This is a genomic window from Neobacillus niacini (assembly GCF_023715785.1).
Lineage (GTDB): Bacteria > Bacillota > Bacilli > Bacillales > Cytobacillaceae > Neobacillus > Neobacillus niacini_E.
In genome coordinates, this window is the sequence record NZ_JAMBOX010000001.1 from 73,182 (window position 1) to 92,354 (window position 19,173).

The window sequence follows — 19,173 nt, forward strand, 5'->3', positions numbered from 1 at the left end:
GTAGTATCAAAAAAAACGACTCCAATATTATTCAGATATTGAAGTCGTTTTAAATTTCATATGAACTTTTCATCCAAGGCCCAAGTTTATCTGAGCTTTTTAAGGAATCGCCTATCGTTTACTCGGCGCGTGTGCAGCCTCTATAAATTTTCCGCTGGTACTATGACATTCACTACATTTCTTTTCGGTATTCCCGTGCTCCGGAACATTTGTATTCAAGGCCTTGACTGTTTTACCATAAAGCACCGTGTTTTCATTATGGCAGGAAAGACAGAACTTCCGCTGGGCATCAGCATTATTATCCCAATTAAATTTCGGGTCATATTCTTTGCTGAACCAATTATCACCAGGTTCGTCGATTTTGGGTTTTTCCTTTTCATTTAGCTTAACATTCCCAAATTCTGTCCTAAGCATATCAACATTACTTGCCCCATGTGTTTCATGGCACTCCGCACATGGCAGCTGACCATTTAACTTGCTGCCGCTGTCAGTTGTCGCTGCAATATTATGCTTGGATTCACCCTTAAGTGTTCCATCAACATAATATTTTTTAATATCTGTTCCTTTGCTTCCGTTATGACAGTTCAAACATAATGAATAGTCACTCGTAGCGTCATTAGCCACTGTTCCTGCTTTTTTATAATTAAAGAAAGGATCCGTACCAGGTCTTGGATATAGACTGTTAGGATTTTCCTTTGTTCCAGGATTATGTGGATCATGACAGCTAGAACATGTTACATTTGTACCCTTAAAGTGTTTACTATGAACAGCATTATCTTCTATTTTTGGCGAATTCGTTCCATCGTGGCATGTCATGCACATATCATTTTCAGTAAGACCCTTACCGGCATTCATCAGAAATTCATCATTTCCATTATGAGTGCTATGACAGAAGGAGCATGCGTTGGTTACCATAGAAAACGGCCCGTGGATGGCATCGTTATCGGTAGTTTCATTTGCAACCCGGTCAATCTCGAATTCAGTCCCTTCATAATTACTGACAGTGGTGAACTTAAGGTATCTAGGCACAATTCCAATTCCTGAGACTGTCGAAAATGATGGATTCAAATAAACATTATAGGTTGTACCCGGCAAGAAATCCTGTTCTGGTGTGAAGATATAAACATATGACTTAAGATCTGCGTTTATTTCGATTGGGTCTTTATCCAAAGGTTTTGCTTCCCCTTTAAAAGCACCAAAAGTGGTTAACAATGGTTTTGTGTCATCCAATTTTTCTGTACTTCTGATATCGATTAATATCTTAGATCCTAACGGCACTCGAGTCATATCTTCGGCAGGAAGATATGATGCAGGAACATCTTGTGGTTTATAATCATCTCCAGCATCTTTGGGTATAAGATATATTCTTTCTAGATAGGGCCTCTGAGCCGGGACATCACTTTCACTAGTTGTTTGAGTTGTTACGGATGCTGATAAAAATGCGCTTGTTTGATTCGTACTTGCTTCTTTAGTAGAAGTTTCTCCTGAGGTAACTTTCGCTTGCTCCATCTCATTTACATCGATCGTAAAGGATTTTTCCACCTTATTACTGACAGCCTCTTCATCAGTGACAATAAAGGTTAGATTATGTGCTCCAGTATTAAAATCTTTTACAAAAGAGAAGTTGGCGAATTTACCTTGAGGGGTAATCGTCAGCGTTCCTTCATTAGTAATATCAACCAGCTGTCCAGAATTGCGTTGTTGTTCAAAAATATTAACGATAAGTTTGTCAGGAAGTGTTGTTTCATCACTAATTGTTCCGGTAAATTTAACCGTTGAACTTTGAAACATTGCCCCATTGGCAGGAGAATCCAAGACTATTTCAGGAACACCCGATGCTTGAACCACTTGTTTGTCAGAAGAATATAAAAGGATGGAACTAATGAAAACGCTCCAAATAGCAAGGTATGAGATTAACTTTCGTTTATAGTTCTTCCTTTTCATTGTATTCATCCTTTACATTTACTAAATAGGTTATTTCGTAATTTAATTATATCAACTGAATTAACATTTATTTTCATAGTTAAGTTAAATATTTTTGACAATTCCAAAGCCAGATGTAATAATAAACATGGTGCCAATAGTGATATTGTCACCATGTTATTGTGAAATTATATCTGCAGAAGAATAGTGAATCTATTTTTCTGCTTTTTTTATAAATTATTTTATTATTGATTTACCAGAGTAATCTCCGCCAGGAACTTTGAAATTTTGCCAGTCAGTAGTATTAGGATAATTTGTAGTTCCAGGTGTATTGGCAATTTGGTGTGTAGATTGGTGACAAGCCCAACATACAGCCATGTTGGTGAATCTTTTAAGTGCAGAAGATCCACTCTTGCTAACGTCTTTCATATAATTCTTAGCTTGAGTTTCGGTCCAGCCTTTTTCTGCTTGTAAATCGGCAATTGTTTTACCAGCAGTATCCTTTAATAATGTAATATCTGTACCATGAGCAAAGTGACAAGCGGTACAGCTGCGGCCTTGTTTTGTACTGTTTGTAGTGTGCGTATAGTGGACGCCATCAGCTCTTGGTCCATTTTCTCTGTTCTTTAAGTAGTCATCATGGCAGGCAGCACAGAATTCAGAATAGTTTAATTTGTAATCATATACTTGTGTTTGTGTTAAACCATCAGCTGGTTTATTATAAATACCATTTGATTTGTAAATCTTTAAGCCTGAATTTGTAGTGCTGTTATTAATAGCTTGTAATTCAGGTGTTGAATTATCTTCTACCAAGTTAAGCTTAAGTCCTTTTGTGCCAATTGGAACTTGATTCAATTTAGTAATTGTTTCAGTATATCCAACGATTGTTACATTGTAGTTGTTAGCAAATTGTTTGCCAGCTACAGTTTCATTTAATAAACGGTCGTTGGCAGAACCATGTGGATTATGACAGCTTGAGCATTCAAATGTACCGGTTGATTTATTGTTCAATGCCCCTGGAGCAGCATTTTCTGTTAAGTCAGAGCTTACATTGTGCATGGAAGCGCTCATCTCGTGTGAATCAATGACACCAGCTTCACTTGGCAGTTTAACGTTATAGAAACCCATTGTTCCATCATGGCAAGACAAACAGAGTTCCAATTCCCCGCTCTTCATTAACAGCATTTCGTTTTCCCCATTGTGGGTACTATGGCAGTTTGCACAAGAGTTTGTGTTGTTTTGGAAGTTACCATGTGTTTTGTGTGTATTGGTATTTCCAAAGTTATCTACCGTTCCAACATTAGTTGGTAGTGTTACTCCTTCTGCAGAAGCAAGAGCGCCAAACATGCCTACTAGAATAATAGTTAATAGTGCAGCTAGGCTCATTTTTAACTTACTCATCCCAAAAAACCTCCCATTTACTTTCTGTCTCTTTTTCTCTCTTTTTTTATATGGTTTATAAAACTATTAATTCTTCTATTTTGCAAACCACCTCCTTAAATGGTTTTATTCTTCCTTTATGTATATGTATTAACGTCAACCTAACTAATTTTTTATATTTAATCAAAAAACACTATTTGGGAGGATAATAAGTCGTTTTTTGTTCTATTCAAATTCATTTTAAATTTCATTCAATTTTAAGAGTTTTAAAACAAGGTAACAATAGAATCATTGCTACCTTGTTTTTGATTGTTCATTAAAAGCTATAAATTTATTTTATTTTTGCTCTTCCGATAAGACGTCCACTTCCATCAAGGAATTGTGGATCAATTTGTCCTTTGGCAATGCTAGTGCCGTGACAAGCAAAACATACTGCAGTATTTGTGAATTTCTTTAAAGAAGAACCTTTAGCACTGACGTCCTTCATGTATGCTTCAGCCTTTGCCTGATCCCAGCCATATTTACCACCATCAGCAACTGGTTTTGTATAATCAGCCACTGTGTTACCAATTGCATCCATCATAGTTGTTGCATCTGTTCCGTGAGCAAAGTGACAAGCTGCACAGCTTCTACCTTGAGAAGAACTGTTGGTAGTATGAGTGTAAGTGTCATGTGTATGTGTTTCAGTTATAGGTGTTCCAGTACTTGGTTTGCCAGACTTAGGATTGGCAGTTGTCCCTGCATTTCTCTTAGCAAAATAATCATCGTGACATGCGCCGCAGAATTGAGAGTAATAGATTTTATCGTTTACTCCATTGTAAGTAACTGTTCCCTTAGGTCCGTTTGATTTGTAAACTTTAAAACCGCCAGTTCCTGTAAGGGCATTGATTTCTGCATATGCAGGGTCTTCTGTTAATTCTAGCGCAATTGTTTTTGTTCCTATTGGTGCAGCAGTTTCCGTGCCATTCACCAAAGAAGTAGCAAAGGTTTTACCAGCAACTGTTTCATTTAATAACCGATCGTTCGGAGAACCGTGTGGGTTGTGACAGCTAGAGCATTCAAGTACAGCAGTTGATGCATTCTTGAAAGCACCAGGAGCACTTCCAATTTTTAAATTTGAATCCACATTGTGCATGGAAGAGCTTAGATGTGAATCATCAAAAGTTCCTGCACCGCTGGATTTTGTAACATCGTAGAAGCCCATTGTGCCGTCATGGCAAGACATACAAAGGTCATACTCGCCATCTTTCATTAATAAATATTCATTTTCCCCGTTGTGGGTGCTGTGACAGTTTGCACAAGAGTTGGTGTTGTTTTGGAAATTACCATGGGTTTTGTGTGTACTTTTGTTACCAAAGTTATCAACATCGCCAACATGGATTCCAGGTGCTGGGTTTGTGGAAGTTGGTGGTACTCCATCCTCTGCAAATGCCACAGCACTGAACATGCCTAATAAAATAAGCATGAATACAGTTGATAAGCCTAATCTGACCTTGCTCATTTCTAAAAAACCTCCCATAATTCTCTCTTTTTTTAATATCTAAGGCAATGAACTAAGCTGCAATTCTTTTTCCACCACCTCCTTTAAAGAACATGTGTTTAATAGTAAACGGAAATTCTTTGGTTGACAGTATCAGTGACAAACAAGGTGTCACGATCGTCAATAAATAGACCGTTTGGCAGGTATAGCTTGCCATTTTCCGTTCCCATTCCGCCTAAATCAAATAATTCTTTACCATCTTTATCGAAAGCGTTGATATTATGGGCAAGATTATTGACTACATAAACATTACCTTTGGAATCAACAGCTACTCCCCTTGGGTTTAGGAATGTTGGATCACCTTTTCCGTCTTTAGAGCCATTAATAATTCTGATAAATTTGCCGTTTTTATCAAAAATTTGTACTCTATTATTCCCTGAATCTGTAACATAGATATTCTTGTCAAGATCTACTGTCACTGCATTCGGTGCAATAAATTTGCCTTCATCTGCACCTGCTCCACCGATTTCCATTAATTTTTTGCCGTTTAAATCAAATACAAATATCTTGTTTGCTTTAATATCAGTCACATAGAGCTTTTGGTCGGAGATGCGCAATCCGCCAGGTGATTTAAGGACCTTTTCCTCATCATTGAAGTATTTGAGAAATTTGCCTTTATCATTAAAGATAGAAATATTGGCATTATACAAGTCAGCAACATATACATTTCCATCTTTATCTCCAGCAATTCCATATGGGAATTTGAACTGGCCTTCTCCTGTACCTTCTGTCCCAAATTTGAAAACTGAAGTGCCGGATTGGTCAAAAACCTGTACTTGTTTGTTATTGGTGTCACTTACATAAATGAATTCCCCGATTTTAGTTACATCCATTGGCTTGTTAAGGGGTTGGTTAAATTCTCCATATAAGGCATTCGCAAATACGGGTTCCGCACTTGGGTCCACTTTTGCAACAATCGGTTTAATATCAGATTCCAAATTAAAGAAATAGACGACTGCAAAAAAGGCAACGGAAAGTGCGACTATTGTACTCATCAATATATATACGGTTCTCTTTTTCAATGGTGGTCAGCTCCTTCTATTTGCTGTCTTTTCCTTTTGCAGCGACTCTTTCCAGACCTTCGGTTGCTGGTTTATACAGTGGATCATAGGTTAATGCCTCTTTGTAAAATTTTTCTGCTTCTGTCTTTTTGCCTTGATCCTCTGCCACTTTGCCAATTTCCGTAATGATATCTGTGTTTGTCGGCATTATTTTAAGAGCTTCTTTCAGTGATTTATTTGCCTCGTCGTACATTTTCAAATTACGGTAAACCATGCCCTCCAATAGATGGGCCTTGAAATTACGAGGTCCCAATTCAACAGCTTTTTGAGACATTTTTAGAGCATCGTCATATCTTTTTTCATCAATGTATACAAGACCAAGGTTGAAATAGGCACCAAAATATTTGCTATCAAGATCAGTTGCAACTTTTAATTGTTTAATGGCGTTGTTATTATCGCCTTTTAAAAAGTAGGAGTAACCCAAATTTACGTGATGTTCAGGATTATTGGGTTTATCATCCACTAAAGCCTTATAATATTTAATTTGTTCATCAATCCTCGTATGATCGGTATTGGACCAAATATATTTATCGCTAATAAAATAGCCTCCACCCACACTTACGATTAAAGTTGCGAAGAGGATTAGGAAAGCCTGCAATTTAGTAAAATACTTACTTTTTTCCTTTTTAAGCTCTGTTCTTTCGTTTACTACTGGTTTTGGATTGACTGGCAGCTCTTTAGCCTCCATAAATATCCACCTCGAATTTCTTTTGTTTTTTCAGTTCCTCAGAAGACTTGTTGGAATTAAAGAATCCTAAATAGCCCCACTTATTTATCCATGTTAAAAAGCAGGCAATAGGATAATTAGTATCCTATTGCTTGTGACAGGCTTGACAACTTTTTTGAGCATGACAGGTGTAACATAATTCCGTAGGCTTTTGAACTCCTGCTACAGAAATCGGATGTCTTTGCTTCCAATTTTGGTTTTGGCTGTGTTTACTTGGATGACAAGTAGAACAGTTAACTTTATTTCCAGTTGTACTGCTGCTTAATTTCACGTCATGGCAGGCTTTACATGATTCCTGATTTTTGTTTGCTACTGTTCCATGGGAACTGAAGAAATTACTATCATGGCTTGCCGGACGTTTGCTATGGCAGGCCTTACAGAACGTATTTTCCTTTGCATAATCATATTCATTCTTCTGTTTTGCAAGGGCAGTTCCTTCATTCAAGAATGTATCGATAACGGACGCATCACCATAACCTTGCAATTGTTCTGTCGACATATCGTTATGACACTGGATACATTTTTTCAAGTCTTTGGCCGCTTGTTTGCCATGTGTTTTGGTTTTAAAGTCTGCTTGTTTATGAGTCTTCGGAAGCATGCCTGTTTGGTGGCAAGCAGAGCACTCTGTTGTTACTTTACGGGCTTTATGGCAGTCCATGCAGGTTTCCATGTCCGGTCGGGTAAATTTTAAATCTGCCATTGCAGCTTTCCCGGTTTTGCTATCCCATTTCTCGTAATCAGTTTGGAACGTCATCTTTCGGTCCGCGATTTTACCGTGGGCGATTCCACTATGGCATTGTATGCATTCAATTTCCTTGTTTTTATGTTTGTCATGAGGAATGATAATATCTCCAGATGCAGTGACATCCCGTTTGGACACATCATGGCAGGTCTCACAAGCACTGTCTGGTATTTGTTTTGGCATGCGAATAGGGGCCGTGTAGGTTTGAGTCGCTTTTTTATAGACCTGCAGCAGCCCGTTTGCTTTAGCCTTTCTGTAATCCTCTGTACTTGATCCTATATGGCACTTGGCGCATTCAACTTCACTATGTGAGGATGCCTTCCAGGTATAAAACTCCGGCTTCATCTCATGGCAAGAGGAGCAGAAACTCGAACTCGAGGTTTTTTCTACTCCTAATAAGCCAAGCGAGAAGAAGACGACGATAAAAAACAGTGCTACAAATAAATATTTATATAGTTTGTAGCGTTTACGGGGAGGGGGGGCCTGTTTCATTCGTTCATCTTCCAATTTTCTTCCCTCCTATTAATCCCAGCTTGAATTACTATTTAACATCATCTTTAAAACCTGTACGATGGCAATATTGACAATAAACATCTGTAGGTGCTTTTACATTAGCCGTATCAGCTTTTGGTTTTTCACGGTCATGGCAGACGAAACATTCTGCTTTTTGATCTGCCGTTGATGCTTTGGCAGCATGTCCTGTTAACCACTGGTCACTGTCTCCATGACTGGTAGGACGGTCAGAGTGACAAGCACTACAGAACTTATTGATCCGGGATTCATCTTTAACCAACGTCATGTTTGGTGTATATTTTCCAGTTTCCTCTTTGGCGTCTTTCATTTTTAATAGTGTCATAAGGTCTTCCTTAGGAATCTCCCTAAACCACTTGGAATCCTGGTGGCAGTCCATACATGTATCCAATTTTTGAACAGCTGTTGCACCGTGTGCCTGGTTCCAGCCCTCAACTTTGTGATCCTTTGGAACTTTAACTTTCTTATGACAAGTTTCACAAGCCATTGAGAGTTTTACGTCTTGCTGCTGTTTGCCGATTGCTTGTAAAATAATTTTTTGCGTTTTTTCATCATGTGCTGCTGCGGCCTGCTCAGCATTTTCGCCCTCTTTTGCAGGTTCAGTAGAAGTCTTTTTCGCATTTTCATCAAGCTTTTTCTCGACGTGTTCTGGATTTGGCGGAACAAGATAAGAAACGTCTTTCCAAGGTTTCTCGCCGTTGTTTACTTTGTCGTGGCAATCGATACAGGTTCCCATGTTCGGAGCCATATATTTCTTTTCCATGATTTTTTGTGCGTTTTCTTCAGTGTAATGACCACGAACTTCTTCAGTGTTAATGCCGCGGGCCACGATTTTCGCATGGACAACCCCGGCGTGACAACTGATACACGGTACGCCTTCTTCAATATGTCCTTTGTGATTTACCTTCAGGTCGCCAGATGCGGTGACCAGACGGTTTTTCGAGTGACATTGCAAACAGTTTTCATTGGAAATCGCTTCGCTCTCAGTTTGCACGATTTGCTCAGGTACACCGGTTACGTGGTAGTATACTTCCTTAAGCGACTTCATCTTGTGAGTCAGCATGTTGACTGCACCCGGTTTAATGTGGCACTGCACACAAGTAATGTTATTGTGGGCACTGGCTGTAAAAGTTGAATATTCTGGTGCCATTTCGTGACAGCTGGAGCAAAATGTAGGCGAGTTTGTAAATTGAATTACTCCCCATCCGCCGCCGCCAACTACAATCAGCGCAATTAATGAAACAAACATGACTTTCCAGCGGGTAACCGGATCCTTCCAATCTATGTTTCTGACTTTTTGCCAGAGTTTGCGGAATAAGCCAACTTTCTTTTTGTCTTCTCTCGATTCGGGATCGGTCTCTTTTTTCTTTTTCCCCCAAATAGCCACTTTCCTCACCCTTCCCATACTTTATTGGTTCTCTATTTATTTTCCATAGTTACCTCTCTAAAGTTAGTATCTAACATTGCAGGAGTATAATCCAATGTACAATTTGTGAATATTTTTCCAAAGAAGTCTCTTAGTTGTTTTTACCTAAAAACAACATAGAAATGTTGCTATTAAAGGGTTCCATTAACACTATTTTAATAGTGATAAGGTGTACACAGATTTATAATTATGCACAAAAACCATTTACTTATTCACCTAGTGAATGGTTTTCCGAGGAGTTTGCAGTGTGTTCGTGAATTTGACATAAATTGTCACTTCGCTGTCAAATTTGACAAAAAATCGAATATCTTAGTGATGCCTATTGTTAATTTTTCCTGCGGCAGTACATTGTTGTCACTACGCCGCTTAAAATGGTAAGATGAAATATGTATATTTATTGCGATTTTTCAAGAAAAGGTTTTAGGACTCTGGATATAAAGGAGCGTTTATCACATAATGGGGATCTTAGATAAAGTCTTTGATTTGAACAAACGCGAGCTGAAACGGTTGGATAAGCTGGCGAATAAAATTGACGCGATTGCCACCGAAACGGAGCGACTGACGGACGAGCAGTTGCGCGAAAAAACGGCAGAATTCAAAGCCCGCTATCAAAAAGGCGAAACACTTGATGACTTATTAGTAGAAGCGTTTGCTGTCGTTCGTGAGGGTGCCCGCCGCGTGCTTGGCCTGTATCCATACCATGTTCAGTTGATGGGCGGTATTTCTCTTCATGAGGGGAATATTTCCGAGATGAAGACCGGTGAAGGTAAAACTTTGACCGCAACAATGCCGGTTTACTTAAATGCACTGTCCGGAAAAGGCGTGCATGTTGTTACCGTCAACGAATATCTCGCAAGCCGTGACGCTACAGAGATGGGCCAGTTGTATGAGTTCCTTGGGCTTACAGTCGGTTTGAACTTAAACAGCATGGATAAGGACGAAAAACAAGCTGCTTATGCTTGCGATATTACCTATGGTACAAACAATGAATTTGGTTTCGACTATCTACGCGATAACATGGTGCTTTACAAGGAACAAAAAGTACAGCGCCCGCTTTATTATGCCGTCATTGACGAGGTCGACTCCATTCTGATTGACGAAGCGCGGACACCGCTAATTATTTCCGGCTCGGCGCAGAAGTCGACGATTCTGTATATGCAGGCGAATGCGTTTGTCCGGACACTGACGAAGGACGTTGACTATACGTACGATGAAAAAACCAAGGCCGTTATGCTCACCGAAGAAGGTATCAGCAAGGCCGAGAAGGCATTCGGCATAGAAAACCTGTTTGATATGAAACATGTGACGTTAAATCACCATATTAATCAGGCACTGAAGGCAAACGTGACGATGCACTTGGATGTCGATTACGTCGTCCAAGACGGCGAGATTGTCATCGTTGACCAGTTCACCGGCCGTTTGATGAAGGGCCGCCGCTATTCTGAGGGGCTGCACCAGGCGATTGAAGCCAAAGAAGGCGTCGAAATCCAGAACGAAAGCCAGACGATGGCGACCATTACGTTCCAGAACTACTTCCGGATGTATGAAAAACTAGCCGGGATGACCGGTACGGCGAAAACGGAAGAAGAGGAATTCCGCAACATTTATAATATGAACGTTGTCGTGATTCCGACGAACCGCCCGATCATCCGTGATGACCGCGCCGATTTGATTTATTCCACGATGGAAGGCAAATTCCGTGCGGTGGTTGAGGACATCGCCGAGCGTCACGCGAAGGGGCAGCCAGTGCTCGTTGGTACGGTCGCGATTGAAACATCTGAATTGATTTCCCGAATGCTTTTGAAAAAAGGCGTTCGCCATAATGTCTTGAATGCGAAGAACCATGCGCGCGAGGCGGAGATTATCTTGGAAGCAGGTCAGTCCGGTGCAGTCACAATCGCAACGAACATGGCCGGCCGTGGTACCGACATTAAGCTAGGTGAAGGCGTTATCGGACTAGGCGGTCTTGCTGTTATCGGTACCGAGCGCCACGAGAGCCGACGCATTGATAACCAGCTGCGTGGACGTTCCGGTCGTCAAGGGGACCCAGGTGTGACACAGTTCTACCTTTCAATGGAAGATGAACTGATGCGCCGTTTCGGTTCCGACAATATGAAAGCAATGATGCAAAAACTTGGCATGGATGATACCCAGCCGATTCAGTCGAAAATGGTGTCTCGTGCCGTTGAATCTGCTCAGAAACGCGTTGAGGGCAACAACTTTGATGCCCGGAAACAACTGTTACAGTATGACGATGTGCTTCGCCAGCAGCGCGAGATTATTTACAAGCAGCGTGATGAGGTAATGGACTCCGAGAACCTCCGCGATATTGTCCAAAACATGATTTTAAGTTCTGTGCAGCGCCATGTGGGAGCCCTCGCTCCTGCCCATTTGGATGAAGAAGAATGGAACTTGCAGGGCATTGTCGATTATGTCCATGCAAACTTGCTGCCTGAAGGCGATGTGACGCTCGAGGCACTGCGCGGCAAAGATACCGACGAGATTATCGATTTGATTATGTCAAAGGTGAAAGAGCGCTACGAGGAGAAGGAACAAATCCTGTATCCGGAACAAATGCGCGAATTTGAAAAAGTGGTTACACTGCGCGCCGTCGACTCCAAGTGGATCGACCACATTGACGCGATGGACCAGCTTCGCCAAGGTATTCACCTGCGCGCTTACGGACAAATCGATCCGTTGCGCGAATACCAGCATGAAGGTCTGGCAATGTTCGAGGCAATGATTGAGTCAATTGAAGACGAAACCGCGATGTACATCATGAAGGCGGAAATTCGCAACAACCTTGAGCGCCAAGAAGTAGCCAAGGGTCAGGCGGTCAATCCGAAGGAAGACGGAGAGGCAGTGAAGAAGCAACCGAAGGTTAACAAGGTCAACGTGGGCCGCAATGATCCATGTCCGTGCGGAAGCGGGAAGAAGTATAAGAACTGCTGCGGGGCGTTGAAGTAATTTTTTTGGAAATAGTGTTGTTATGAGGGCCGGCGATTTGGTAATCGCCGGCTCTTTTTTGTTGGTTGAGGCTTGTGATTTTTCAAGGAATTGAAGATAAGGTTGAAAAATTGAATATCCTTTGAAAATTTTTAGACGTTGGAAATATTGTAGTATTAAAAAATTTTTATGTGGAAAATAAATGAAATGGCCATCCCGTCTCAATATATGAAAAACCCTCCAACTAACAGAGGGCTTCAATTATAAAGTGTAATTTTTCATAAACTCCAAAACTTCCAGGTCAATCGATCCTGTCTTCTGCTCGCGCATCTCGAAGTTTTCAGTGTGAATGAATGTTGTTAGCGCCTGATGGATTTTTTCAGTGCCAGTGTCTTCGGCTGAGAGGTAGCCAAGTCGTGTCAATTGATGGACAACCTCTGATTTGACCTCCCCTTCTACTGCAGCAATTTTCTCAGGCTTTGATGGTGAAAAGTAGAGCTGCTGGAGTTGGTAGATGCGAATCAGTTCTTTAATCGGGGCGGGATGGTCGTCCACCCGGAGGTCGATGTAACGGTCATTGAAGCCGCCGTACCCACCTTTATCTTTGACGACATAAAGGGCAGCAGATTGTTGACCGCGGCTATCGCCTCCTGCTTCCTGGCCAGCGTCTAATGCAGCAAGCAGCCTTTCGGCGAGCGTGCCCTCGGCTTTTTGAAAAACTTCTGCCATCGCCTGAACGGTCTTTTCATCTACAAGGATGTTCCCCTGGGCGGCGAAATTTGGCCCAGTGATTCCTCCAGCCCAATCATAGCAGGCCGAGCCGGTAAACGTTGCAGCATTGCCTTCTGCGTCAATGAGTCCGACTTGGCGCATTTCTTTGTCAGGGTCGTCTGCCAAAAGCAGTTCCAGCGTTTCGTGGGCTGACTTGCCTTGCCCCATTAATTCGAGTGCCTGTGGGCCGTATGCGGTGTTGGCGTAGGACTGGGTGGCAACTGCGCCCGCACCGGCTTTTGCCCATGGGACAACCGCCCCTACTCCCAGAAATTTTGATTGAACGGCAATGCCCCATACTTTTTCGATGGGATCATATCCGACGATGGAAAATGTCATGATTTATTCTCCTTTTATAAAAATTCTTTTGAGATTTCTTATCTTATTATAATGAAGATTCAGAATTTAGTACACCGAAATAGTTGACTGGTCTTTCATCAATCAAAAGAACGCTGCCCTCAGGCAGCGCTCTCTTATTCAACTATATTATTGGGCTTCAATTAAGCCGTAGCGGCCGTCTTTGCGCTTGTACACAACGTTCGTACGGTTGGTGTCAGCATTTGTAAATACGTAGAAATTGTGGCCCAGCAGGTTCATTTGCAGGATAGCTTCTTCGCTGTCCATTGGCTTCAGATCGAAGCGTTTGGTGCGGACCACTTCCAGATCTTCCTCGTCATGCACTTCTGAATTTGAATTGACTTGGAATGGAACGGTACCTGTTTCACGAAATTTGCGGTTTACCTTTGTTTTGTGCTTGCGGATTTGGCGCTCTAGTTTATCAGTAATCAGGTCAATCCCAGCATACATATCCCCGTTTGTTTCTTCAGCACGTAGAACTAATTGCGGCAGCGGGATGGTTACCTCGACCTTGGATGTTTTATCAGGATTGAATCTTAGATTCACATTAACTTTCGCATCAGGTGCTTCCGTAAAATAACGCTCCAATTTGGAGATCTTTTTTTCTACATACTCTCTGATTGCTGGAGTTACCTCAATGTTTTCACCACGAACGTTATAATTCATTTGTGGACTCCTCCTTTTAATTAAAGCTATATGTTTACATTTCTATTTTACCCTATGATAATCCTGCTAAATCGGTATAAAAATTTTGTCGAATTTTTGACAAAAACATCAGGTAAATAGTGTTAACGTTGGAAACAGGGTTTGACTTTTAGGTGACATTTTTACTAAAATGAATGATTGTTCATCTTTATTGTAATATTAAATGGGACAATTTTCCACTAAAACGCCTTGGGCATATCGTAGATTGATGTGAAAATGAAGGAGGATATGCCCAATGAGCCACGAAGAGAGAAAGCCCCTAGCCTGGCACGAAACATTGGAATTGCACGAATTGGTGGCATTTCAGTCCACGGGATTAATGAAGCTAAAAATGTCGATTAGACAAGTGAAGGACCAGGAGCTTAGAGAGCTTTACAGAATGTGCATTACGGACCTTGAAGGAAATTTGAGGGAGCTGCTCCGGTTTTATCCCTCAGCCCAAGGCTTTCAAACACGTGAGGACGAAGAAGTGCGCGAAGATATTGGCTACTTCGCCGCCGATTTGCTGGTACTTTCCAAAACGATGGTCCGCAATCTTGCGGTAGCGATTACCGAAACGGCGACGCCGGCATTGAGGAAAACCTTCACCAATCAATTGGTTGGCGCCATCCAGGGCCACGAGCGAGTCTACAATTACATGCTCAAACACAGCTACTACCCGTCCTACGATATTGGTGCATTATTGGGGCATGACATGGAACTCGCCCAAAAAGCACTTCGGATGCGGTCCTAAATTTTATTGGTGTCAGGCACCTATCACACCATTACCCAAATGGAAAATGGTGCGGATCCCTAATTAAGGGTTGTCCACGAGTGGAGGACAAATGTCCACGTTTGGTGCCTGACACCAATACTCCTATCTGGCCAGTGTCAATGAGGTAATCCTGTCAGCGCCCGCCTCTTTTAATAGTTTGGCGGCGTGGCGGAGGGTGGAGCCTGTGGTGTAGATGTCGTCGATGAGGAGGATGGATGCTCCTTGGATGTGGGTTACAGCGGTTTCCGGGCACAGTTGAAATACTTGAGGCAGATGGATGCGTTCGGTTCTTGATTTTTTGGATTGCTTTTCGGAGTGGATGCGCGTGAGAATTGATGTAGGTGTAAAGCCCGCTTCCCTCAAAAGTGCCTCTGCTTGATTGAAGCCTCTCTCATATATCCTCTCTTCACTCAATGGAATCGGCACATAAATGTCGGCGTTCATTTTCTGGATTTGCAACCTTACATACTCAGCAAACACCTTTGCTAGTACATAATCGCCACGAAATTTATACCTGGCAATGACCTCCTTAAGAAAGTCATTATAAATGAAAATAGAAATGTTTTTTTCAAGATTCCCTTGCCACTTGGAGTCCTCTTCCCAACGAAAACAGTCGTGGCAAAGATTGCCGTCGCGAAATTTTTCGTCCAGTAACCGAAACGGCCGGCAGCAAATCCGGCATGTCTCCCCTTCGATTCTCACCAGCTTCCCTTCACAGCAGGAGCATAGAAAATGTCCTTTGTCTGCCGAAAAAAGAGCTTGCCAGCCGATATCCGGACTAATTGCTTCATGACAGATGTAACATCGTTCTTGCCGGAATAGCTTCATAAAAATACATTCCTTTCTAATTAGGAATTGAGTCCCCCTTTGGCCCTCCCCTAAACAAATTTAGGATAAAGTAGCCCCGTTTGATGCATCCCCGATTCAACTTAAGGATCAAGCAACCCCCGTTTGCCCCCTTCCCGATTCATCGAAACAATTTGCCGCCTCGCTTTCAGCATCTCGTCAGTTTTTCCGTAATGAAAAAACGTCACGACCCCATCCGGATGATCTTTGCTGCGGCCGGCCCTCCCGGCAATTTGCACAAGCGCGCTTTCGCTAAAAATCAGGTCCTCCGCGCCGACAACAGCCACATCAATATTGGGAAAGGTGACACCTCGCTCAAGGATAGTCGTTGTCAGCAGCATCGGGATTTCTTTGTTCCGCATCCGCTGTACTTTTTCCTTCCGTTCTGGGTCTTCAGCATGAGCCGCCTCCATATTAGGGTGGAGCTTGCGCAGAATCGGCAAGGCTTTTTCCATTAGCGCAATATGGGGGAAAAAGACTAATGCCTGTTTGTTACTCTGAAGCCGTTCTTTAATCCATTGGAGGACATTGGTGGGTAGCCGGCCTTTCCCAAGTATCTTCTGCCAGTTGCCGCACCAGACAAATTCGGGGACGGGCAATGGATGGCGATGGAATCGGGCAGGAATGGTCACACAGGCACGCTTCCCTGTGCGGCATTCCCGCTGCCATTTCGCGTTAGGAGTGGCGGTTAAGTAAATCATCCCCGAATCAGGTCTACGAGCTTGGACAGCGGCATGCTGCAGCGATTCCTCTACCGTATAGGGAAAGGCATCGACCTCGTCCAAGATTAGGGTGTCGAAGGCATGGTAGAAACGGAGCAATTGGTGGGTGGTGGCAATTGTCAGCGGCGCAAATAGATAGCGGTCCTCGCTTCCACCATAGAGACTGGCAATTGGTATCTGTGGGAACGCGTCCATTAACCTGGGCGTGAGTTCAAGAACAACATCCGTTCTTGGCGTGGCGATACAGATCCTTTGGTTCTCGACAAGAGCGGCCTCAATTCCGGCAAACAGTACCTCGGTTTTCCCCGCGCCGCAAATGACTGGAAATGAATACATAAGATTAAAGTTGAAGAGTTTTCGAGGTTAATAATGAGGTATTACGAGGGAATTCTCAAATCCGTATTTCTTTTACATCGGGTGCATTCAAATATCCTCGGTCTTATTTCTCGATGCTTTTTCTTCTTTCTGCAGTTCTCACAATATAAAGTGTGCAGCCGGCCAGAAAAATCATTTACAATTAATTGGTGATCGTCCGGTTCCGGATCTAAAATTTCCACTTCTAACTCATCTTCCTGTTCCCCGGAAAATAAAGCGTATGCCATTATGACAGTCATACCACCCATGACGAAGCTGCTCCAAATCATATGTCATACCTCCCGTTTAATTGATAGTGTATTTCACCGTCTTTTTGAACCAACCAAACACGGTACGAATTCTCTTTGCAGTATTCGTCCAGAAATTCATTCACGATAATAGGATCATACAAGCATCTTCGAATTAAATGCCAGGTTAATTCGGTGTGTTTCATTCCACATGCTGTGGCCAACTTCTTTAAATCACTATCCTCTTTGTTTGTAATAGAAGCATTCACCCGTGCAACCCGTTTGCCGCCTAATCCTTTCCCCTCTATCACTTTTTTAACAACCCCTTTCGAATCACAATTGTAATTACAATGTGGAATCGTGTTACAGTGTTACACAATAGACCGAGCGGGAGGAGGAGTATTACCGTCCAAGTACAATCTTTATCCCCCCTTTGTCGGTCTTTTTAACAATCTGCAGCGCCCTGTTTCTTCGTTCAATATCCAATGATATGAGCTCTTTTACATATCCGGAAAAATTCTGGTTCTCGATGAACTCTAAAATCTTTTGATCCTTGATTTTGTGGAAAGCAACGGAACGCACTTCTTTATTACTCACGGTATTACCCTCCCTTCAACGCTTGATTAATAGAAAATTTATGAATGGTATTACCGTTTTATGATAAAGTTGTACTAAATATTTTTCTGAGGAGAGTTTAGTTTTGGAAAAACCAATAATGTCACACGTTGCATTAGTTTTTAGTGAGTTAGTCGATATAAGAGTAGAAATTAACGAAATAATAAAAATGTTAGAAACGGACACCATCAATAAAGAAGAATTATTAATTAAACTAAAGATTATTAATGAAAAAATTACAGGTGACATTGTATGAACGTAACGATTGAAATCCACTACATCAGCAACGAAACTAAAGTCATGCAAGGTGGAACGTTTCCACTAAGGCGTAGAAACCAACAACAAGTCGCTTGGGAGTTTTGGCAGCAAATCAAACAGAAAATGCCTTTTGGCGCAGAGCTGGAGAAGGTTATTATTGACGGCGAAGATAAAACCGTATTGGTAAAACAACAAGAAGCCCCTCTCGAATGAGAAGGGGCCTTTTATAATTTGTGAAACTTTTATTAATTATTTCCGTATAGGAAGGAAAATAAAAACATTTATGGAATTAGTATTTTGGTTTCATACATAAAAAGGGGGAAATGCAAAAATGAAAGTCAAACAGTTATTTAAGGTATTATCAGTAAGTGTATTATCAGCCATTCTTCTTGCTGCGTGTGGCGGGGAAACTGAAGTATCTACAAAGGAAAAAAATAACGATACGACTAAACAAGAACAAAGCTCTGAAAAGCCACAGGAAAAGAAGACCGAAAGTAAAGTCGGGACTCGCTCCAATCCGGTAAAATTCACTGAAATCGCATCTATTGACACTTTTTCTTTCGATAATGATGCAAAGAAATACAAAACTAAGATTGAGTTATCTGTAGTGGAAGTTACCCGTGGTGCTGATGCCCAACAAAAATTAAAACAGATGAATGAATTCAACGCGGATGCTCCAGACGGCTATGAATGGGTTTTAGTGAAAGGAAAGGTAAAAGTTGTAGAATCTGAGACAGAGGACTATCCTTTTCAAATTGACAATATTATGAACTTCAACTTTGTTAGTCAAAGCGGCGATGTTTATAGCGGTGATATTGTTGGAACTACTGAACCTGCTTTTTCTTTTGAAATGTATAACGGAAACGAAAAAGAAGGTTATATCGCTGGCTTAATAAAAGCCGGTGAAGATGCTCAGATGAAATATAATTCAATGGTTAGTAGTGAAGTGTTTTTTAATTTAAAATAAGAAGCTAAAGCCCCCTACTCGATGAGCAAGGGGCTTTTCCATTTTGTAACCAAATTGTAATATTATTACTACCTAATACTTACATTTCTTTGGTAAAATTATCCCATATTTACTTTAAAGTGGGAGAGAAGTAAAGTGAGTAATGAGGAATTAACGAGGAAAATTGAACTAATAAGGGGGAAAATGATAACAATTGGAATGAAAAAGGGCCTTACGTCACCAGATACCATTAGTCTCAGTAAAATACTCGACCAATTAATAAATTTAAAAATGAGTACATAATAATATAGCTAAGCCCCC

Annotated in this window: 19 protein-coding genes and 1 pseudogene; 6 read left to right on the forward strand and 14 right to left on the reverse strand. The window is 41.6% G+C overall.

Annotated features, from left to right (window positions below; genetic code table 11):
- Positions 1 to 111: 111 nt before the first annotated feature.
- The 7 genes from M3234_RS00345 to M3234_RS00375 all read right to left on the reverse strand — a co-directional run bounded on the left by M3234_RS00345 (position 112) and on the right by M3234_RS00375 (position 9,291).
- A complete protein-coding gene (locus M3234_RS00345; protein ID WP_262302770.1) occupies positions 112 to 1,944 on the reverse strand; it encodes a cytochrome c3 family protein in 1,833 nt (610 codons plus the stop codon).
- 216 nt (positions 1,945 to 2,160) lie between these two features.
- A complete protein-coding gene (locus M3234_RS00350; protein WP_262302771.1) occupies positions 2,161 to 3,324 on the reverse strand; it encodes a cytochrome c3 family protein in 1,164 nt (387 codons plus the stop codon).
- A 310-nt stretch (positions 3,325 to 3,634) separates the two neighbouring features.
- Positions 3,635 to 4,804, reverse strand: a complete 1,170-nt coding sequence (locus M3234_RS00355; RefSeq protein ID WP_262302772.1) for a cytochrome c3 family protein — start codon at positions 4,802 to 4,804, stop codon at positions 3,635 to 3,637.
- A gap of 98 nt (positions 4,805 to 4,902) precedes the next feature.
- Entirely contained in the window at positions 4,903 to 5,865 is a 963-nt protein-coding gene (locus tag M3234_RS00360) for a 6-bladed beta-propeller (protein ID WP_262302773.1), read from the reverse strand.
- Between the two features lie 16 nt (positions 5,866 to 5,881).
- Positions 5,882 to 6,592 (reverse strand): tetratricopeptide repeat protein, encoded by a 711-nt coding sequence (locus tag M3234_RS00365; protein WP_262302774.1) that lies wholly within the window; start codon positions 6,590 to 6,592, stop codon positions 5,882 to 5,884.
- A gap of 124 nt (positions 6,593 to 6,716) precedes the next feature.
- Complete coding sequence (locus M3234_RS00370; protein WP_262302775.1) at positions 6,717 to 7,880, reverse strand: NapC/NirT family cytochrome c; 1,164 nt, start codon at positions 7,878 to 7,880, stop codon at positions 6,717 to 6,719.
- A gap of 34 nt (positions 7,881 to 7,914) precedes the next feature.
- Positions 7,915 to 9,291, reverse strand: coding sequence for a cytochrome c3 family protein (locus tag M3234_RS00375; protein ID WP_262302776.1), 1,377 nt, complete (start codon positions 9,289 to 9,291; stop codon positions 7,915 to 7,917).
- 492 nt (positions 9,292 to 9,783) lie between these two features.
- Between M3234_RS00375 and secA the strand changes: the two genes are divergently transcribed.
- Positions 9,784 to 12,297 carry a preprotein translocase subunit SecA gene (gene secA, locus M3234_RS00380; RefSeq protein ID WP_262303540.1) on the forward strand — a complete coding sequence of 838 codons (2,514 nt, stop codon included), beginning with the start codon at positions 9,784 to 9,786 and terminating at the stop codon, positions 12,295 to 12,297.
- 240 nt (positions 12,298 to 12,537) lie between these two features.
- Here the strand turns inward: secA and M3234_RS00385 are convergent, their stop codons facing one another.
- Both M3234_RS00385 and hpf read right to left on the reverse strand, forming a co-directional pair.
- Entirely contained in the window at positions 12,538 to 13,386 is an 849-nt protein-coding gene (locus tag M3234_RS00385) for a DUF1028 domain-containing protein (RefSeq protein WP_262302777.1), read from the reverse strand.
- A 147-nt stretch (positions 13,387 to 13,533) separates the two neighbouring features.
- The gene (gene hpf / locus M3234_RS00390) at positions 13,534 to 14,070 is read right to left on the reverse strand and encodes a ribosome hibernation-promoting factor, HPF/YfiA family (protein WP_262302778.1); all 537 of its coding nucleotides are present in this window, start codon (positions 14,068 to 14,070) and stop codon (positions 13,534 to 13,536) included.
- A 274-nt stretch (positions 14,071 to 14,344) separates the two neighbouring features.
- On the opposite strand from hpf, the gene M3234_RS00395 reads away from it, so the two are divergent.
- Positions 14,345 to 14,842 carry a spore coat protein gene (locus M3234_RS00395; protein ID WP_262302779.1) on the forward strand — a complete coding sequence of 166 codons (498 nt, stop codon included), beginning with the start codon at positions 14,345 to 14,347 and terminating at the stop codon, positions 14,840 to 14,842.
- A 123-nt stretch (positions 14,843 to 14,965) separates the two neighbouring features.
- Here the strand turns inward: M3234_RS00395 and M3234_RS00400 are convergent, their stop codons facing one another.
- From M3234_RS00400 to M3234_RS00420, 5 genes and pseudogenes are all read right to left on the reverse strand, one after another.
- The gene (locus M3234_RS00400; RefSeq protein ID WP_262302780.1) at positions 14,966 to 15,691 is read right to left on the reverse strand and encodes a ComF family protein; all 726 of its coding nucleotides are present in this window, start codon (positions 15,689 to 15,691) and stop codon (positions 14,966 to 14,968) included.
- Between the two features lie 101 nt (positions 15,692 to 15,792).
- Positions 15,793 to 16,749: pseudogene (locus M3234_RS00405) on the reverse strand (ATP-dependent helicase ComFA); the annotation flags it as partial.
- 59 nt (positions 16,750 to 16,808) lie between these two features.
- Positions 16,809 to 17,075, reverse strand: a complete 267-nt coding sequence (locus tag M3234_RS00410; protein WP_262302781.1) for a glycoside hydrolase family protein — start codon at positions 17,073 to 17,075, stop codon at positions 16,809 to 16,811.
- Positions 17,072 to 17,344, reverse strand: coding sequence for a hypothetical protein (locus M3234_RS00415; RefSeq protein ID WP_262302782.1), 273 nt, complete (start codon positions 17,342 to 17,344; stop codon positions 17,072 to 17,074). Before M3234_RS00415 ends, M3234_RS00410 begins: the two co-directional genes overlap by 4 nt.
- Before the next feature lie 91 nt (positions 17,345 to 17,435).
- A complete protein-coding gene (locus M3234_RS00420; RefSeq protein WP_262302783.1) occupies positions 17,436 to 17,630 on the reverse strand; it encodes a hypothetical protein in 195 nt (64 codons plus the stop codon).
- A gap of 103 nt (positions 17,631 to 17,733) precedes the next feature.
- On the opposite strand from M3234_RS00420, the gene M3234_RS00425 reads away from it, so the two are divergent.
- The 4 genes from M3234_RS00425 to M3234_RS00440 all read left to right on the forward strand — a co-directional run bounded on the left by M3234_RS00425 (position 17,734) and on the right by M3234_RS00440 (position 19,155).
- Positions 17,734 to 17,904, forward strand: coding sequence for a hypothetical protein (locus M3234_RS00425; protein WP_262302784.1), 171 nt, complete (start codon positions 17,734 to 17,736; stop codon positions 17,902 to 17,904).
- On the forward strand, positions 17,901 to 18,119 hold the full coding sequence (locus M3234_RS00430) for a hypothetical protein (RefSeq protein ID WP_262302785.1): 219 nt from the start codon (positions 17,901 to 17,903) through the stop codon (positions 18,117 to 18,119). The genes M3234_RS00425 and M3234_RS00430 overlap by 4 nt, the downstream gene beginning before the upstream one ends.
- Before the next feature lie 118 nt (positions 18,120 to 18,237).
- Positions 18,238 to 18,873, forward strand: a complete 636-nt coding sequence (locus M3234_RS00435) for a hypothetical protein (RefSeq protein WP_262302786.1) — start codon at positions 18,238 to 18,240, stop codon at positions 18,871 to 18,873.
- A 135-nt stretch (positions 18,874 to 19,008) separates the two neighbouring features.
- Positions 19,009 to 19,155 carry an aspartyl-phosphate phosphatase Spo0E family protein gene (locus tag M3234_RS00440; protein WP_311315611.1) on the forward strand — a complete coding sequence of 49 codons (147 nt, stop codon included), beginning with the start codon at positions 19,009 to 19,011 and terminating at the stop codon, positions 19,153 to 19,155.
- Positions 19,156 to 19,173 lie beyond the last annotated feature (18 nt).